This is a genomic window from Dysgonomonas sp. 216, assembly GCF_010501065.1.
GTDB lineage: Bacteria > Bacteroidota > Bacteroidia > Bacteroidales > Dysgonomonadaceae > QVMM01.
In genome coordinates, this window is the sequence record NZ_QVMM01000003.1 from 91,239 (window position 1) to 110,385 (window position 19,147).

Sequence of the window (19,147 nt, forward strand, 5' to 3'; positions counted from 1 at the left end):
CTTATAGGTGTTTATGCAACTATAAAAAATGAAATTATTACTCATAATCAAAATTTTTAAATGTATTTTTGTCGAATAGGAAAATCAAAAAATAGAATAAGATGAATTACTACAACCATCTCGCAGAATTGATTCATTTGCGCGCCACTAAATACAAAGACAAAACTGTTATTAAATACAGGGATAATGATGAAAAGAAATGGAAATCGGTATCGTGGAGGCGTTTTTCTGAAAAGATAATGAAAACTGCATGGGCTATGGCCGAGCAGGGAATTGATATTCAGTCGAGAGTAGGGATTTATTCACAAAACATGCTTCAATACTTAGTCACAGAATTTGGAGCCTATGCAAACAGAGCAATCGTTGTTCCTATTTATGCAACATCGTCTCCTGCTCAAATTGAATATATAATTAATGATGCTAAGATAGAGACTTTGTTTGTTGGCGAACAATTCCAGTATAACAATGCGTATAAAGTTATGCAGGAATCGAAAGTTTTGAAGCAAATTGTGGTTTTTGATACACACGTTAAATTTCATCCCGAAGATACGACTTCATTATATTTTGATGATTTCAACGCCGTAGGAGAGAATTCGGAGGCAGAAGTACAGGTTAATATAAGATTGAAAACTATTTCGGAAGAAGATACAGCGTGTATTATTTATACTTCGGGAACAACAGGCGAACCTAAAGGGGTTGTTTTGTTACACTCTTCTTTTCTAGAGGTCTTTCGTATTCACGATATACGACTCACAATGGTGTCGAATAAAGATGTTTCGATGAACTTTTTGCCTTTAGCTCATATATTTGAGAAGGCTTGGACTTATTATGCTTTGCATGTTGGTATGACTGTTGTTATAAATCAGGATGCAAAAGAAATTCAAAAATCAATTAAACAAGTTCATCCTACCATAATGTGTAGTGTGCCCCGTTTTTGGGAGAAAGTATATGCCGGTGTATTTGAAAAAATAAGTTCGTCGAAAGGTTTGATGAAATGGCTTTATCAGGATGCTATTAAAACTGGGAAAAAATATAATCTCGATTATAAAAACAATGGTATTGCACCGCCGTTGGGTAATAGAATAAAATTCTCATTATATAATAATACTATATATAAGGTTCTGAAAATGGTAATAGGTATTGACAAAGGGAATATATTTCCGTGTGCAGGTGCCCCATTATCAGATACTATTAACGAGTTTTTACAATCGGTAAATATACCTATAATAATAGGATATGGCTTAACCGAAACTTCAGCTACTGTTAGTTTTTATCCATCTCAGGGTTTTTTACTTAGTTCGGTAGGAACAATAATGCCAGATGTTCAGGTAAAAATAGATACCAATGGCGAGATATTAGTTAAAGGTAAAACCGTGATGAAAGAATATTACAAAAAGCCGGAAGAAACAGCTAAGGCTTTCACTGAAGATGGTTTCTTTAGAACAGGTGATGCTGGAGAACTTACAGCAACCGGTACCCTGATATTAAGAGACAGAATAAAAGACTTATATAAAACCGCAAATGGCAAATATATTGCACCACAAGCAATAGAAACAACTTTAGGTTCAGATCGTTTTATAGAAATGGTTGCCGTAATTGGCGATCAACGAAAATATGTAAGCGCCCTTATTATTCCTGATTATGTGAATTTAGAGGCATGGGCTAAAGAACATCATATAGAGTATGATAATATTTCGGAGTTGCTTAACCGAAAAGACGTAAATTCTATGATTGCAGGACGTATAGAGTTGCTTCAAGCTCATTTCGCGCCATTCGAAAAAGTAAAGAAATTTGCCTTGTTACCCGAACCATTCTCGATGGAAGGTGGAGAACTTACAAATACCCTGAAAATGAAACGTCGGTTTATTGCTGATAAATATAAAGATATTATTGATAAGATGTACGAAGAATAAAATCTTGATTTTTTTTGCCAAGAAACTAATTTAGAAGTAAATTTGCTGTTCTGAAATAAATTAAACAATAAAACATTTATGCAAATTGTCGCAAGATTGATACAATTACTTCCCATACAATCGGGGACCGGACGTAACGGAGAGTGGAAAAAACAAGAAATGATAGTCGAAACAGACGGACAATATCCTAAAAAGATATGTATATCTATGTGGGGAGATAAGATTAATGAGCCTGTTTTACAAATTGGAAATATGCTTGACATTAATTTTGACGTAGAAAGTCGTGAGTATAACGGACGTTGGTACACTGATGTTAAAGCTTGGAAAGTTGAATTAGCAGGGCAGGGGGGAAGCATGCCTTCGTCTTCGTTTGAGCAAAACAATACAACTACTTTAACACCACCTGCCGATTTTTCGTCAGACAGTGGAGACGATTTACCTTTCTGATAAAGGATAGAATATAAAAATAATATATAGTAAAGTCCCGTAATAAGTTAATTTTTTAATTACTTATTTCGGGGCTATTTTTATGGCGATATAATTAACTACTTCTTATTGTATTATATTCCATGTTTAATCGCATTTTGTACATGAAATGTAGTTATTTATACATGTTATAATATACGTTAATAGTGTAAATTTGAAAAATAACGGATTCTATACTTAGAACAAATAAAATTTACATCTAAATTATTACCATGAAAAAAAAATCACTAAAATTTGCAATAGTATTGTTATGTCTTGTTATAGGGACAAATGATGCTTTTTCTCAACAACTAGCTTTTCCCGGAGCCGAAGGGTTTGGAAAATATGCTATAGGAGGCAGAAACGGTACAGTATACCGGGTTACAAATCTTAACGATTCGGGTACAGGTTCGTTTAGAGATGCTGTTAGTAAATCCAATAGAATTGTTGTATTTGATGTGGCAGGTGTAATTCGTATTAGTTCACGAGTTGCTGTTTCTTCCAATATTTATATAGCGGGTCAAACAGCCCCGGGCGAAGGTATAACTATATACGGAAACGGATTGTCTTTTTCGGGTGCAACTAATACTATCTGTCGTTATCTGCGTATACGTATGGGTAAAGTTGGTACTAAAGATTCTGATGCCCTGGGTATTGCAAATGGTTATAATATGATTTTCGACCATGTTTCTGTAGCTTGGGGACTAGACGAAAATTTTTCTATCACACACGATGGAAAAGGTACAAACCCGAAGGATATTACTATTCAGAATAGTATTATCGGGCAAGGACTTTTAGCTCATTCGGCAGGAGGATTAATACAGCCCGAAGGTGGTATTACTATTTATCGCACCTTATATATTGATAACGATACTCGTAATCCTAAATTTAAAGGTACACACCAGTTTGTAAATAATATTGTTTATAACTGGAAAAGTGCAGCTTATATAATGGGAGGCGATTCTCAAGGTGCGTCCGAAGCTAATGCTGTCAGTAATTACTTTATAGTAGGACCTTCGGGAGGTACATCTGCTTTTAGTGGAGCTAATAGTCGTTACAGCATATATTCAAAAGACAATTGGATTGATAAAAACCGAAATGGAATATTGGATGGGCACTTAATTCCTCAGAATGAATTTAGTGGAGGCCCTACATTTGTTTCTACTCCTTATAACTATCCTCTTCTTCCAACAATTCCGGCATCGCAGGTATATGATGAGTTGATGAAATCGGTTGGAGCTTCATTACCGTATCGGGATAACCTTGACTGGTATCTGCTAAATGAATTAAGTTCGTTTGGAGTAAAAGGTGCAATAATAAATAATGAAACAGATTTGCCATTCGGAGCTCCGAATACATGGGCAATGTGGGGTGGAAATAGCAGAACTGATTCGGATGGAGATGGAATTCCCGATGAATGGGAAACTGCCAACGGACTAAATCCAAACAATGCATCGGATGCAATGCAAATAGCGGCAAACGGATATACGAATATAGAGAATTATATAAACTCTATTACAGAGGAGTATTCGCAGAATTATCTGAAAGCTCCAATGTGTTTGACTACAGTAGACAAAACACAGAATGAATTAGCCATTGAATGGTTAGGATATACAAAGAATGAGGAAGGCTATATTATTGAAGAAAAAATAGGTGATACTTTTCAGGAAGTAAAACGAGTTGGAAAAGGTATTACATCATATATGTTTACAGAATTAGAGGCCGAATCGGAGCATACTTACAGAGTAAAGGCCTATAATGGAAGTACAGAGACTAGTTATACTAACGAATTGACTGTTAGGACTAATCCTATTCCGGTTGAAGTTCTTGATTTATCTACATTTACCCCCGATTTGATATGGACTGGTTCACTATCCTCTTCTTGGGATACAACTTCGGAAAACTGGACCGGAGGAAAGTTTGAAAGTGGAAAAACGGTCTTATTTAACGATACATATACTGGAGAAACAGTTATTAATATTTCGGAGTCGGCAGAACAAGCGAATATGGTTGTGAATGCGGTCAGAGATTATCAGTTTACAGGTGAGGCTATTTCCGGAACAGGTTCTGTTAATAAAGCAGGAACGGGAACTTTGACTTTGGCAGATAATAATACTTACACCGGTGGTACAGTTATTCACGATGGGGTAATAGTAATAAATAAACTGGCTAACGGAGGCCAGCCAAGTTCTATTGGAGCATCAGAAAATTATGACTTTAATTGGGTTTGGAAGGGTGGAAAAATCAGTTATACAGGAGGCAATGTGACAACAGATCGTAATGTTGCCTTAGATGCGGCAACAGAGTTTGATGTGGCAAATTCTTCAGCAATAATTACAATGAATGGGGTTGTCAGTGGTGTTGGCGATTTTATTTTGTCGGGTTCGGGAGAGGTAAAAACCACATATGACAGAAATACCTATAGTGGTAACACCATATTAAAAGGCGGAACATATCATATGACTGGTAATAATGTTACATTTCAGGTTAATAAACTTATATTAGAAGGAGGAAAGTTTAAAACTTCGGGAGGTGCTGATGGTATGACCGGCAAGCATTATTACGACATTCAAGTAACTGGCGAAAACGAAAGTACATATGAAGTAACCCGTAATACGGAAGTTTATAGTAATTTCTCAGGAAATGGTGATTTAAAAATCAATCTCACTTATTTACGTGAGTACTATAAAGGAAACTGGGATAACTACACAGGTACATTAACAATTGTAGGAGGAGCTTCAAACTCGATTGATAAAACTAAAAATGTATTCAGTTTGAATAATGAGAATAATGGAGCAGGTATCCCTAATGCGCGTATTGTTTTGTCGGGTAGTGCTCGATTAAATAGTGCAAAAAGTGGTAGTACGATGTACTTAGGTGGTTTATCCGGTAGTTCAGGTAGTTCTCTGATAGGAAGTAATATTAAAGCAGCAGGAACAATGACATGGGTTGTTGGAGGCTTAGGTACAGATGAAGAATTCAATGGCATTATAAACAATGAAGCTATTGGTGGTCAGAAAGGTACTACTCACATTGTAAAAGAAGGCGACGGATATTGGAGATTAAATGCAAATAATATTTATAGCGGAACAACAACAGTAAACAGGGGTAATCTTATAATAAATGGAACTCCAACAGGAAGTGCTGCCATTACAGTTAATGAAGATGGAACATTATCAGGAACCGGGACATTATCTTCTGCTGTAACTGTAAAAAGTGGAGGAACTTTAGACCCCGGAGATTTGGGAGTTGGACGACTAACAATTAAAGGATTAATTAAACTGGAAAGTGGAAGCTCATTGAATGTTGATATTAAAAAGGTAAACAATACTTGCGATAGGATTATAGCAAGTGGAGGTATTAATATAGCCGGAGATTTAAATGTGAACCTTATTGATGGGCAATTTGCAAATGGAGATTCTTTCAGCATTATAACAACAGGTGCATTATCCGGCAAATTTGCGAATATAATACCTACTAATCCTGCAAGTGGTTTGTATTGGGATACTACAAGTTTATATACTAATGGTATATTAAAAGTGACAGATCAGTCAACAGGTATAGGTAGTGATCTTATTGATAGAATCTTAAAAGTTCAGGGTAGAACAATAGTAATAGAAGAACTATCTTCAGATGCTTATGTGGCTATATATAATATTACCGGAGTTTATTTATTCGAGGATGTTATTTCAGGTTCAGCAAGAATGGATGTTGACTCGGGTGTATATTTTGTGAAAATAGGAGATACAACAACAAAAGTTATAGTTAAATAACATAGAAGTTCAACAAATAAAATGGGGCTTGTCCGACTTTTTAGGACAGCCCCATTTGTATTTAAGTATGCTTATTGTTAAAATTATGCGTCTATTTTTGCGTATGTCGCATTTTCTTCAATAAATTCACGGCGAGGAGCAACATCTTCACCCATTAACATCGAGAATATGTGATCGGCTTCGGCAGCATTATCTATTGTAACTTGGCGAAGGGTTCTGAATTCAGGGTTCATTGTTGTATCCCATAACTGAGATGCGTTCATTTCTCCAAGACCTTTATATCGCTGTGTATGTACTGCATTTTCGTTACCATCAGCATATTTATCAATAAATATCTGACGTTGTAATTCGTTCCAACAATATTCTTCAACTTTTCCTTTTTTACATAGGTAGAGTGGGGGGGTTGCAATGTATACATATCCCAGTTCGATAAGTGAACGCATGTGGCGGAAGAAGAATGTAAGAATTAATGTAGCAATGTGACTACCATCTACGTCGGCATCGGTCATAATAATGATTTTATGATAACGCAGTTTTTCTATATTTAATTCTTTCGAATCTTCTTCTGTACCGATAGTTACACCTAACGCAGTGTATATGTTGCGTATTTCGTCACTTTCGAGCACTTTATGTTGCATGGCTTTTTCTACATTCAGAATTTTACCCCTTAAAGGTAATATTGCCTGAAACAGTCGGTCACGTCCTTGTTTTGCTGTACCTCCGGCCGAATCCCCTTCAACTAGGAATATTTCACAGTCAAATGGATCCTTGCTCGAACAGTCGGCAAGTTTCCCCGGAAGCCCTCCTCCCGATAGAGGCGACTTGCGTTGAACCATTTCGCGGGCTTTACGTGCAGCGTGGCGAGCCGTAGCGGCAAGTATAACTTTTTCAACAATAATTTTAGCTTCTTTCGGATGCTCTTCCAAATAGTAACCTAATGCTTCGCCTACAGCTTGGTCGACTGCTCCTATAACCTCGTTGTTTCCCAATTTAGTTTTAGTTTGTCCCTCAAATTGAGGTTCGGCTACTTTGATAGAAACAACAGCAGTTAATCCTTCACGAAAGTCATCGCCACTTATTTCTATTTTCAGCTTTTCGAGCATTTTCGAGTCATCCGCGTATTTCTTTAGAGTTCTGGAAAGACCCCTACGGAAACCTGTAAGATGTGTTCCTCCTTCTATAGTATTGATGTTGTTTACATACGAATACACATTTTCGTTATACGATGTATTGTATGTCATTGCAATCTCGACAGGTATTCCTTGTTTTTCTGTTACAATATGGATAACATCAGGCATTAAAGATTCTTTTGAAGCATCTATATAACGAACAAATTCTTCCAAACCTTTTTCGGAATAAAAAGTCTCGTTTTTGTAACTGCCATCTTCCTTTTGTATGCGTTTATCTGTTAATGAAAGTTTAACTCCGGCATTCAGAAACGCCAATTCGCGCAAACGGGTAGCTAATGTTTCGTATTTATATTCTGTTACTATAAATATTGAATCGTCTGGCTTAAAAGTTATAGTTGTTCCTGTTGAGTTGTCTTTTCCTAGTACTTCTATATCATGCAATGCTTTACCACACGAAAACTCTTGCATATAAAGGTTTCCTTCACGGCGAACTTCAGCTTTCAGGTATGTAGAAAGAGCATTAACACACGAAACTCCAACACCATGTAGCCCTCCTGATACCTTATAGGTACCTTTATCGAATTTACCTCCTGCATGAAGAACGGTAAGAACTACTTCTAGAGCCGATTTTTGCTCTTTTTCGTGAAAACCGACCGGGATTCCCCGTCCGTTGTCCCATACTGTAATTGAATTATCTTCGTTTATGTAAACCCTTATGTCGTTACAATAACCGGCTAGGGCTTCGTCAATAGAGTTGTCAACAACCTCATACACTAAATGATGCAAACCTTTTTCCCCGATATCCCCAATGTACATCGCAGGTCTTTTTCTAACAGCTTCTAAGCCTTCGAGTACCTGAATATTCTCTGCCGAATACGAGTTGCTCGCAGCATTTTTTTCTTTATCAGTCATATTAATTCCTTTTTCTATTAGCTTGATTTACAGGCTTTTGTTTTTAGTATTTTTGGGTTTTGAAAAACCTAACAAATATACAAAAAAAAACGCAGATAACCAACACTTAAAAGGTGTTTGTTAAATAAAAAGACTTTGATGTTTTAGTGGGCTATATCTCAATTTCGTCGGGCGAAATATATCCGTGTGATAAGCAGTAGAATGTGAGTCCTGATACTGTTTTTATACCAAGCTTGGCTGTAATGTTTTTACGGTGAGAGAGTACCGTATTCAGGCTTATATTAAGTTTGTCGGCTATTTCTTTATTGAGGTATCCTAATGCTATAAGCCGTAGTACATCTGTTTCGCGTTGTGAAATGAGTTGATTCTGATTGTCTGTCGAAATTTTGTCCGACAATATCATATCCTGCCAGTTGGTTATTCCGGCTTCGACTAAAGAGTCGATCATTGGCTTCAGAATTTTTTCTCTTATTCTATTGTGTTTATTTAGATCGTTTTGCAGGCTATCGACGGAAAAGAGTACGGCATAACACAGGTTTTCGTTAAAGTTTCCTGATATATGTTTAATCAATATATTTTTCATATCGAGTAACAACGCATGGGAAGAATCATCTTCTATCAGCCCGTTCTCGATCCTGTTTAAAAATTCAGATTTAAAGTCTTCAAATAATTTCCTTATTAATCTTAGCTGTTTATTGTCGGAGGCACTCATTGCTATAAAAGCGTTCAGGTGCTTTTCTATATTAGGAATGAGAGCATGGCGATAGTCTGAATCTGTCTTTTTTAGATAATTGGCAACCAAATCGATACTGAATTTTTTCAGTTTAGTTTCCGGAAAAAAATCTTCGTTTAAATATGTGTTGATTATGGCTAGAAAAAAGTCTTCGTTCAAATTATATTTCAGGCATAACTCCGTAACACTCAAATCTCCTATGCCAAGTTTAATACCAAACCTGTTTATTATAGGGATGAGAAAATTATGTTCGGATATTGCATCTGATAATATATCGGAATTATGAATAAATGCCATTGTTTGTTTTTCGACTATCGTATTCTTTATTTTTGGTAGAGGAAACGCCTTATGCTTCGCTTAGGTGTTTTCTCAAATTCTTCGTCTCTAATATTTACTTTTGTTATTTGACTGTACGACGGCAGTCTTTTATTGAGGTTTTTAATCTCATTCTGAAAGATACTTTCTATTTGAGATTGCTTTATGTTTCCTTTCTTTATTTGATCCTGATCGGGCACAATTAGTGCCACAAGTTTTCCTTCTTCCTCTATGATTAACGATTCCAGCACATAGGGGTAGTTGTTTAATAGTCCTTCTATCTCTTCGGGATATATATTTTGTCCCGAACCACCAAGAATCATTGTTTTGCTGCGCCCTTTAATGTATATATGCCCATCTTTATCAATTACACCTAAGTCTCCGGTATGCAGCCATCCGTCGTTCTCTATAACCTTTTCTGTTTCTTCAGGGTTTTTGAAATAACCTAACATTACATTATCGCCTTTAACCATTATTTCGCCCGATATATTCTCTCGATCGGAAGAATCTATTTTTACAGACATTCTGTCTACCGGTTTTCCGCACGATGTAGGGCGGTATGTTTCCCAATATTCATAACTTATTAATGGACCGCATTCGGTCATTCCATATCCAACAGTATATGGAAATTTTATTTTTGTCAAAAAGTCTCCCACTTCTTTGTTTAAAGCAGCACCTCCAATAACCACTTCTACTAAGTTTCCACCAAAAGTAGCCATTAACTTGTTGAGTACTTTTTTGTAAATAACTTGCTTGATAAAAGGAAGTTTAATTAAAGTTTTTACAGGCTGCTTATCGAGTTCGACAAAGACTTTGTTTTTTATAATTTTTTCGATAATAAGAGGAACTGCTATAATAAGTGTAGGCTTTACTTTGGCAAAGGCTTCTACTATTATTTGTGGAGAGGGTACCCGTGTCAGGAAATTAATATGACATCCTTTGGCTATCGATAATAATATTTCGAAAGCCAGTCCGTACATGTGTGCCATTGGAAGCATGCTGACAAAACCGTCGCCTCTTTTCACAAATGGGATCATATCAATTGCAAAACGGGTATTTGACCACAAACTTCTGTAGGGAATCATTACCCCTTTAGGGGTGCTCGTTGTTCCCGAAGTATAATTTAAGACAGCAAGTTCTTCGGGTTTTTCTTTGTGGTATTTTACATCGTCTGGACTAAATCCATCAGGGTATTTTTTGTTGAAAACCAAATTGGTGTCAGAACCTATTTCTATAGTTTGTTCGGAACGTGATTTTATTATTGAAAAATCGTCAATTAGGATAATTGTTTCTACGGCAGGCATTTCTTTCGGGTCGAGCTTTTCCCATACATATTCGCCAACAAAAAGAAATTTTGCTTCGGAGTGATTTATTATATTGTGAATACTTTGACTATCAAAATCGTGCAGAATAGTTGTCGGAACAGCTCCGTAAGATATTGTTGCAAAAAAAGACACTACCCAGTTTGCCATGTTTCGTCCACAGATAGCAACAGTATTTCCTTTTTGTATGTTTAGAGAGTCGAATATAAGATGAAGTTCGGCTATTTTGTGTGCAAAATCCTTGTACTTATATGTTTGACCATTGTAATCGCTTAATGCGGGAAGATCCCAGTTGTTTTTAATGCTGTCTTCTATTATTGCCAAAAATCTGTTATCCATTTATTCGCCGTAAATTAAAACTAAAAAATAAAACTGTAAGAGTTAATTAGCTATCACTTTAGTTTTTATATTTAGTTTATGTGCTAACTATATATAAACTCATATCACAAATATATATCATAAATGTCAAAAAAACTCTTAATTTGCGACGAAAAAGAGAATAACTGTTTTTTTGAATATAATTGCGTCCCAATATTTAACAAAAAAACATATCTTTGCTGCTTAGTGTTAAGCAAACTACTAGGGATGTTTGTCTGATGAATATCATAAAATTAGATTTTTAAGCCTGAAAATAAGACTAGATAAATGTATAAAAAGAAGATTTTGGTAACCGGAGGAGCCGGATTTATAGGTTCTCATTTATGTGAACGTTTATTGAATGAGGGAAATGAGGTTATCTGTTTAGATAATTATTTTACCGGATCGAAACAAAATATTATCCACTTAATGGATAATCCCTACTTCGAACTTATAAGACACGATGTGTCGAATCCTTTTTATATAGAAGTTGACGAAATTTATAATTTAGCTTGTCCGGCATCTCCTGTTCATTATCAACATGATGCAATCCAAACGGTAAAAACGTCAGTAATGGGGGCCATTAATATGTTGGGATTAGCAAAACGATTAAATATAAAGGTGTTACAGGCTTCTACCAGTGAAGTTTATGGCGATCCTGTTATACATCCGCAAGTTGAGTCTTATTGGGGAAATGTTAATCCGATAGGTATAAGATCTTGTTATGACGAGGGTAAGCGTTGTGCCGAGACTCTGTTTATGGACTATCATCGTCAGAACGGAGTAAAATCAAAGATTATACGTATATTTAACACTTACGGGCCTAATATGAATCCGAATGATGGTCGTGTTGTTTCTAATTTCATAGTACAAGCTTTAAAAAATGAAGATATAACAGTGTTTGGAGATGGCTCTCAAACCCGTAGTTTTCAGTATGTTGATGACTTGGTGGAAGGAATGGTGCGTATGATGAACTCGGATAACTCTTTTACAGGACCTGTGAACATCGGAAATCCGGGCGAATTTACAATGATTGAGTTAGCTACTCAGATAATAGATTTAATAGGTTCTAAATCGAAAATAGTATATCGTCCTTTACCTAGCGATGATCCGAAGCAACGTCAGCCAGATATCAGTTTAGCAAAAGAAAAACTGAATTGGGAACCAAAAGTGAATCTGCACGATGGATTAGTTAAAACAATAGAATATTTTGACAAAATTATATAATGAAGAGGTAAGTAAACTTATCTCTTCCCATTTTTAGATTATGCTGGCTGTTTTTGTCTCGTGGATAATATGTACATTCATATCCTTGAATATAGGTAGGATGTTTATCAGGCTTTTCAATATTGGAAAGCAGTTGTATTCGTATAATGTTGCTGATACTTTTTTTATAGGGATATCAATTACAACATCGCTTCTTACTTTTGCATCTATTTGGTTGCCATTAAATAGCTTTGTTTTTGGAGGACTTTTCTTTTTATCAGCCTGTTTTTTTCTATATAATATATATAAAGGAGATTTTAAACAATTGATAGCTCTTAAATCAAAAATTGGAAGTTTATCTATTATATATAAAATTATACTAGCTGTAATTGTCCTTTTTTTAGCTTGTTTTGTTTTATTGCCTCCACTTGCTTACGATACAGGTTTGTATCATTTACAAGCTTTGATGTGGCTGGAAGACTATTCTGTGATTCCGGGTTTGGGTAATATCCATGAGCGTTTAGGATTTAACTCCAATGCTTTAATCATACATTCAATATTTTCTGCACAGGACATCTTCGGACTTCGTGTTTACGGAGTACAGTCTCTTTGCTTAATTGTTCTTTTGTGCTGGATGACTTATAGAGCATCAAAATCTTCAATATTACATCAAATAGCATTGTTGTGTATAGGTGTTTTTACTATAGCGTGTTATTCGGGATTTTTGTCATCACCTTCGACTGATGTTCTTCCTAACGTATTTGTATTATATGTTTTGTTGAGGTTATTATTCGATACCGATTCGGTAAATAAATTACCTTTACTTTATTGGGTTGTTCCAATATTTAGCTTAACTCTAAAACTGTCTGTTACTCCTATTTGTATTGTTTGTATTGTGGTTCTATATTTTTTATATAAAGAAAAGCAGTATAAATCTATTGTGTTTTTGTTATTATTGAGCTGTTTTATTGTTATACCATGGTGTATTAGAAATATAATAATAACAGGTTATCTTATATATCCGTTTCCGGCAATCGACATTTTTAACTTTGATTGGAAAATACCAATTAAGATGGTCGAAGCTGAAAAGGCTTGGGTTACGTCGTGGGCCCGCTTTCCAAACCTTCATTATGAAGAAGTTTTCGAAATGCCGTTTTGGGTGTGGGGCAAGAGTTGGCTGTTACGGCATATTTGGTTTTTTAGAATGAATTTATTTGCTACTGGAATGGCAGGAATTTCTCCTTTTATAATGTTGTATTCGTTCAAAAAAAATTTGCTAGAAAATAGTAAAATTATATATGTATGGAGTATTGCTATAATTGGGGTATTATTTTGGTTGATAATGGCGCCAGATGCTCGTTTTGGATTTGGTTTTATAGTTGCAACCGCTTTTATTCCGTTTCTAGGACTCAAATCCGGTCTTAAATTAAATAAGTATAAGTTTGTAGCTCCCTTAGTCTTTGTTTTATATATAGTATATGCTTCGATATCTTTGTATAAAGATATAAACGAATATAAAGGGGAGCGTACCTCGCTTACTTTATGTATAAACCTCAAAGTGTTGACGCGGTGAAATATCATGGATATAGAGCGGGGATAGAGTTTGTTCCGCATCAGTTAGGTAGCATTGTGATATATACGCCATCATATATGAATCAGTGTTTCGATCAAGCATATCCTTGTGCTGTTGTGTACCATAACAATCTAGAAATGAGGGGTGAAACGGTGAGTGATGGATTTAGAGTAAAGGGAAATAAATAATTAATACAAAATTGCATGAAACTATCGGTGGTAATTCCTGCTTATAATGAAGCTAAGACTATTCATCTAATATTGGATAAGGTTTTGGCTGTCAATTTAATTGGCGGAATGGAAAAAGAAATAATTATAGTAAATGATTTTTCGAAAGATAATACTGTTGAGGTTGTTGAAGAGTATATGAGACAAAATCCAGCTTATGATATGAAATTATATAGCCAGCCTCGAAATATGGGTAAGGGTGCAGCACTTCACCGAGGAATAGCAGAAGCTACAGGCGATTATGTTATAATTCAGGATGCTGATTTGGAATATGATCCGGAAGAGTATAATCTTTTATTAAAGCCTGTTCTTGATGGTTTTGCCGATGTGGTATATGGTTCTCGCTTTTTGGGTGGAAATCCACATCGTATATTGTTCTTTTGGCATTCTGTCGGTAATAAGTTGCTTACATTCGTTTCCAATATGTTTACCAATCTTAATCTGACAGATATGGAAACTTGCTATAAATTGTTCAGGGCTGATGTAATAAAAGGATTGAATTTGAAAGAGAATCGTTTTGGTTTTGAGCCGGAAGTTACAGCTAAGGTAGCGAAGATACCTAAAATAAGAATATATGAAGTTGGTATTTCTTATTACGGGCGCACTTACGAAGAAGGAAAAAAAATTGGGTGGCGCGATGGAGTCAGAGCCTTTATTTGTATGATAAAATATTCTTTTTTTTCGAAATAAAAATTTGAGACATTGAGTTCTGCTAAACTATATATAGTTCCTACCCCTGTCGGAAATCTGGAAGATATGACTTTCAGGGCTGTTCGTATTTTGAAAGAAGCTAATATGATACTGGCAGAGGATACCCGTACGACAAGTGTTTTGTTGAAGCATTTTGAGATACAAAATAAAATGCAATCGTATCATAAATTTAATGAACATAAAAATGTGGCGGGTATTGTCGATAGACTTAATGCCGGAGAAGTTATAGCTTTGGTATCGGATGCTGGTACGCCGGGAATTTCCGATCCGGGCTTTCTTATAGTCAGGGAGTGTGTTAAGGCTGGAGTCGAAGTAGAGTGTTTACCTGGTGCTACAGCTTTTGTTCCAGCATTGGTAGCGTCGGGAATTCCTTGCGACAGATTTACATTTGAAGGCTTTCTTCCTCAAAAGAAAGGGCGACAGACTAAATTGACTGAATTAGCGAGTGAGCAACGTACTATTGTTCTTTATGAATCGCCTTATCGAGTATTAAAAACATTGACTCAATTGGCTGAATTTTTAGGAGAAGGGCGTTATGCTGCTACATGCAGGGAAATTTCAAAGAAATTTGAAGAGATAAATAGGGGAACTTTAAAGGAACTTATAACTCATTTTTCGGAACACGAAGCACGGGGAGAATTTGTTATAATCGTGTCAGGAAAAGAAAATTAAATTAAACAGTATAATTTTGAACGAAATAAACGTATATTTGTTAATTAAGTAAGAGTTTTGAAAGAAATAATAATAAGAAAATTAACAAACAAATATTAGATTATGAAAAAGCTATTTTTTTTACTGTTCGCTGCCACTGCTTTAGTATCGTGTAATGTGAAAAATTCAGACGAATATAAAGCTTTGCAGGCTAAGAATGACTCCTTAATGCAGGTAAATGAAAAAGGGGGCTCGGAACTTGCTGAAGTAATGGGTATCATTAACGATGTGGAAGAAAACTTTAACCAAATAAAAGAAGCTGAAAAGTATTTGACTGTTCAGTCGCAAGGTAAAGGTGAAATGACTTCTGATACGAAAACTAGAGTTCAGGAGAATTTTCAAATGATTAATGATATATTAAAGAAAAATAAAACTGATATAGAAGCTCTGAATAAGCGTCTTAAAAACAGTTCGGGCGAGGTTTCTACTCTAAAAACAACAATAGAACGCTTAAATACTCAACTGACAGAACGTGCTAATGCGATAGTTAAATTGCAGAGCGATTTAGCAAGCCGTGATAAACAAATAATGGAATTGACATCGAATGTACATGATTTAACTCAAAATGTAGAAAATTTGTCTACCCAGGTAGAAAGTCAGGCTTCAACAATAAAAGAGCAGGATACAGCCTTAAATACAGCCTACTACATGTTTGGAACTTCTAGTGAGTTGAAGGATGCTAAAGTTGTGAAAGGTGGCTTTCTTTCTTCACCAAAAGTAATGAAAGAATCTATTGATAAATCGATATTTATTAAAATAGATATCCGTAATGTAAAGGCAATTCCTGTGTATGCGAAAAAAGCGAAAGTGTTGTCTGAACACCCCTCGGCAAGTTATAAACTAGATAAAGATGCTAATGGTCAGGTTGTTTTAAACATCTCCGATTATCAAAAATTTTGGAGTCTTACTCAGTTTCTTATTATAGAAGTAAATTAAAGATAGAATAAAATATTGACGGAAGCCTTATCCATTTTTGTGGATAAGGCTTTTTTGTTTCAAAGGTATTGAATACTATTCTTCATATAATAATCATTGGTTGTCATTTTGTCATAGCATTTTTTTGTTTATATTTGTTCGATAACAAACTTTAAATAGAACACCATATGTTTAATTTTTTCAAGAAGAAGGGGAAAGATGTTGCGGATAGTGGTAGCAACAATGGAGGTAATAGTAACAGAGCTTTGAAACAAGCTTACGATGAATTATTAAATAAATACAGGGATAACCCCAGTTTAATAAAAAAGCAAGCCGAAGAGTATAATTCGAAAGATAACTATGCTGATCCTATGGTATGGATGGATGCAATGGCTATTTGTGATGTATCTTTGGAAAAAAAAGCTGTTACCGAAACGGTTAAGGAACTATATAACCAAATATACAGTAGAGCATGGAATAAACATGTATCGGTAGATTTCAGCGACGAGGATTATGATTTTTGGTTCAAGCTAAATGTATCTGTAAATAATCGTTTTATTGAAATGGGGCATTTAAGAGGCTATTGCGAACAAGCCGATTTATATGGAAGTGCTCGTCGTCCATATCGTGACTATGCTAAAATGCGCGAATGCTTTAAAAAAGGAATAGAAGTAAACGATGCGGCTTCGTTGGGCGATTATGGATATGGACTATATTTCGGAGTTCCCGGATATGGAGAGCAAGACAAGGATAAAGGTCTTGAATACATGAAGCGATCGAAAGAACTTGGTTACGAATTGGCAGATCTTCTATTTTTACATATCGAATTTTACGATAATAAAGATGACGAATCGTTATTAAAATACATCGAGAATTATATCGAAAAAGCTTCGCCAACTCGCAAATGTTATTATATATTATCCGACTATTATTCACGAAAAGGAGAATATGACAAGTCCATTGAGCCTTTGAAAAAAGGAGTGGCTATAAACGAACATTATAGTCAATACCTATATGGTATGGGTATTTTGAGAGGAAATATTGAAGGTAATAAAGAAGAGGCAAAAGAACTTTTAGCAGATGCTTTTAGCTATAATATAAATTATGCTGCCGAATTTTTAGGACAGTATAATTATTATTCGGGCGATGAAGGTACATCGGTAGAAAAAGCTATCGAATGGCACAAAAAAGCAGTACAATATTATTCTCATAATTCACTATACGAATTAGCCATCATTTATTTATATAACGATACAATAAAAGATGTTGCAAAAGGTAATAAATATCTCGATCAGGCGGTAGAGGAGGATAGCCCTCGTGCAATGAGCGAAAAGGCATACTTGCTATTAGAAGATGAAAATCCGAGTGAGCAAAAGGTAAAAGAAGCTATTGGTTTACTAGAGAAAGCGATGGAGTTGGGTAACGATTATGCTCCATACCGTTTGGCACAGGAATATGAAAGAGGAGTGCTTAGACCCGAAAATCCTGACTATGCCAAAATATTAGAATTGTACGAGTTGGCTGCCGAGAGAGGTCATGTTGGAGGAATGGATATGGCTGGGCATTATTATCGTTTGGATGTTGTTAACGAAGATGAAGAAAATGGAGCAAAAGCTGTAAAATATTTTGAATGGGCTGTTGCTCGTAATTCAAACTATTCGCGCGTTGAGTTAGCTTTGTGTTACGAATATGGTACAGGTGTTGAACAGGATTATCAGAAGGCTTTCGATTTATATAAAGCTGCTGCCGATAATGGTTATATTTTTGCGAATCTTAAAATGGGCTATTATCTTGAGGATGCACTGCTTGGCGAAGAAGATTTGGCAGGAGCATTCGAGCAATTTAAAATTGCGGCTGAGGCGGGAATGCCCGAAGCAATCTATAATGTCGGACGTTTCTATAAATACGCTGTAGGGATACCCGAAAATCCAGAACTAGCAATGCAGAACTTTAATAAAGCCGCAGAGGAAGGATATCCTCAAGCTTTGGTTGAAGTAGGACTTGCGTACGAACAAGAATATGCTGGGATAGAGTTTGATGCTCAAAAAGCGATGGAGTATATGACCCGTGCAGCCGAAGCTGATTATGCTTTTGCTCAATATAAAGTAGGTTACTATTATCATTACGGGCTGGTTGAAACGGATTTACCTAAGGCATTGGAGTGGTATGAAAGAGCGCACGAACAAGGTTATCCGTATGCAGCTATAATGTTAGGTGAATACTATGTGTACAATCATGGCGGAGAAAAAGATTACGACCGTGCTTTTGAATATTACCAAAGTGCAGCCGAACGCGATATCATAAGCGAAGGATTAGGTGTTTGTTACGAGTATGGCTTGGGGGTAGAAGAAAACAATACCGAAGCATTTAAATATTACACAATTGCTGCCGAACGTGACTACCGTAATGCTAAATATCGTTTAGGCTTGTGCTACAAGTACGGAACAGGTACGACCGAGAATATGGAAGAAGCTTATCGTTGGCTGTCGGAAGCAGCCGAAGATGATCATTTCAGCTCGAAATATGAGGTTGCTATGATGTTGCTTGAGGGTAAAGGTACAGCAAAAGATGAACCGAAAGCTGTTGAGTTATTAACTGTAATCGCTGAGGACGACCATGATGATGCTCAGTTTGAGTTAGGTAACTGTTATCTAACAGGAAAAGGTGTTGCAGAAGATGAAACTCAGGCTATGTATTGGTATCAGAGAGCAGCCGAAAACGGAAACGAACAAGCTCAAAAAATAACAGGCAAACGTGAACGTCGCAGAAGATAATTTTTTGTCTTTATAATATAGATAGTTATAGGGTTACATCTTCTTTTTATAGAGAAGTTTGTAACCCATAATTACTAAAAGAGCTGTTTCTTTAATTACAGATAAAACCC

General features: G+C 35.7%; 12 protein-coding genes. 9 read left to right on the forward strand and 3 right to left on the reverse strand.

Features of this window, described 5'->3' with window-relative positions; all coding sequences use genetic code 11:
• The first annotated feature begins 101 nt into the window (after window positions 1-101).
• From D0T53_RS02840 to D0T53_RS02850, 3 genes are all read left to right on the forward strand, one after another.
• Window positions 102-1,913: a long-chain fatty acid--CoA ligase gene (locus D0T53_RS02840; RefSeq protein WP_163264878.1), complete on the forward strand. Its 1,812-nt coding sequence runs from the start codon at window positions 102-104 to the stop codon at window positions 1,911-1,913.
• 78 nt (window positions 1,914-1,991) lie between these two features.
• Window positions 1,992-2,360 carry a DUF3127 domain-containing protein gene (locus D0T53_RS02845; protein WP_163264880.1) on the forward strand — a complete coding sequence of 123 codons (369 nt, stop codon included), beginning with the start codon at window positions 1,992-1,994 and terminating at the stop codon, window positions 2,358-2,360.
• Between the two features lie 251 nt (window positions 2,361-2,611).
• A complete protein-coding gene (locus D0T53_RS02850) occupies window positions 2,612-6,151 on the forward strand; it encodes an autotransporter-associated beta strand repeat-containing protein (RefSeq protein ID WP_163264881.1) in 3,540 nt (1,179 codons plus the stop codon).
• Window positions 6,152-6,234: 83 nt separating this feature from the next.
• Here the strand turns inward: D0T53_RS02850 and gyrB are convergent, their stop codons facing one another.
• From gyrB to D0T53_RS02865, 3 genes are all read right to left on the reverse strand, one after another.
• Window positions 6,235-8,193 (reverse strand): DNA topoisomerase (ATP-hydrolyzing) subunit B, encoded by a 1,959-nt coding sequence (gene gyrB / locus D0T53_RS02855; RefSeq protein ID WP_163264883.1) that lies wholly within the window; start codon window positions 8,191-8,193, stop codon window positions 6,235-6,237.
• Between the two features lie 151 nt (window positions 8,194-8,344).
• Complete coding sequence (locus tag D0T53_RS02860; RefSeq protein WP_163264885.1) at window positions 8,345-9,223, reverse strand: helix-turn-helix transcriptional regulator; 879 nt, start codon at window positions 9,221-9,223, stop codon at window positions 8,345-8,347.
• A gap of 26 nt (window positions 9,224-9,249) precedes the next feature.
• Complete coding sequence (locus tag D0T53_RS02865; protein WP_163264887.1) at window positions 9,250-10,902, reverse strand: AMP-binding protein; 1,653 nt, start codon at window positions 10,900-10,902, stop codon at window positions 9,250-9,252.
• A gap of 306 nt (window positions 10,903-11,208) precedes the next feature.
• Between D0T53_RS02865 and D0T53_RS02870 the strand changes: the two genes are divergently transcribed.
• The 6 genes from D0T53_RS02870 (at window position 11,209) to D0T53_RS02895 (ending at window position 19,037) form a co-directional block, all read left to right on the forward strand.
• Window positions 11,209-12,147, forward strand: coding sequence for a UDP-glucuronic acid decarboxylase family protein (locus D0T53_RS02870; RefSeq protein WP_163264889.1), 939 nt, complete (start codon window positions 11,209-11,211; stop codon window positions 12,145-12,147).
• A gap of 40 nt (window positions 12,148-12,187) precedes the next feature.
• Window positions 12,188-13,699 carry a hypothetical protein gene (locus D0T53_RS02875; protein ID WP_163264891.1) on the forward strand — a complete coding sequence of 504 codons (1,512 nt, stop codon included), beginning with the start codon at window positions 12,188-12,190 and terminating at the stop codon, window positions 13,697-13,699.
• Between the two features lie 203 nt (window positions 13,700-13,902).
• Window positions 13,903-14,616, forward strand: coding sequence for a glycosyltransferase family 2 protein (locus D0T53_RS02880; protein WP_163264893.1), 714 nt, complete (start codon window positions 13,903-13,905; stop codon window positions 14,614-14,616).
• A 12-nt stretch (window positions 14,617-14,628) separates the two neighbouring features.
• Complete coding sequence (gene rsmI / locus D0T53_RS02885; protein WP_255489375.1) at window positions 14,629-15,309, forward strand: 16S rRNA (cytidine(1402)-2'-O)-methyltransferase; 681 nt, start codon at window positions 14,629-14,631, stop codon at window positions 15,307-15,309.
• A 102-nt stretch (window positions 15,310-15,411) separates the two neighbouring features.
• Complete coding sequence (locus D0T53_RS02890) at window positions 15,412-16,284, forward strand: hypothetical protein (protein ID WP_163264895.1); 873 nt, start codon at window positions 15,412-15,414, stop codon at window positions 16,282-16,284.
• A gap of 167 nt (window positions 16,285-16,451) precedes the next feature.
• Window positions 16,452-19,037 (forward strand): SEL1-like repeat protein, encoded by a 2,586-nt coding sequence (locus D0T53_RS02895; protein WP_163264897.1) that lies wholly within the window; start codon window positions 16,452-16,454, stop codon window positions 19,035-19,037.
• Window positions 19,038-19,147 lie beyond the last annotated feature (110 nt).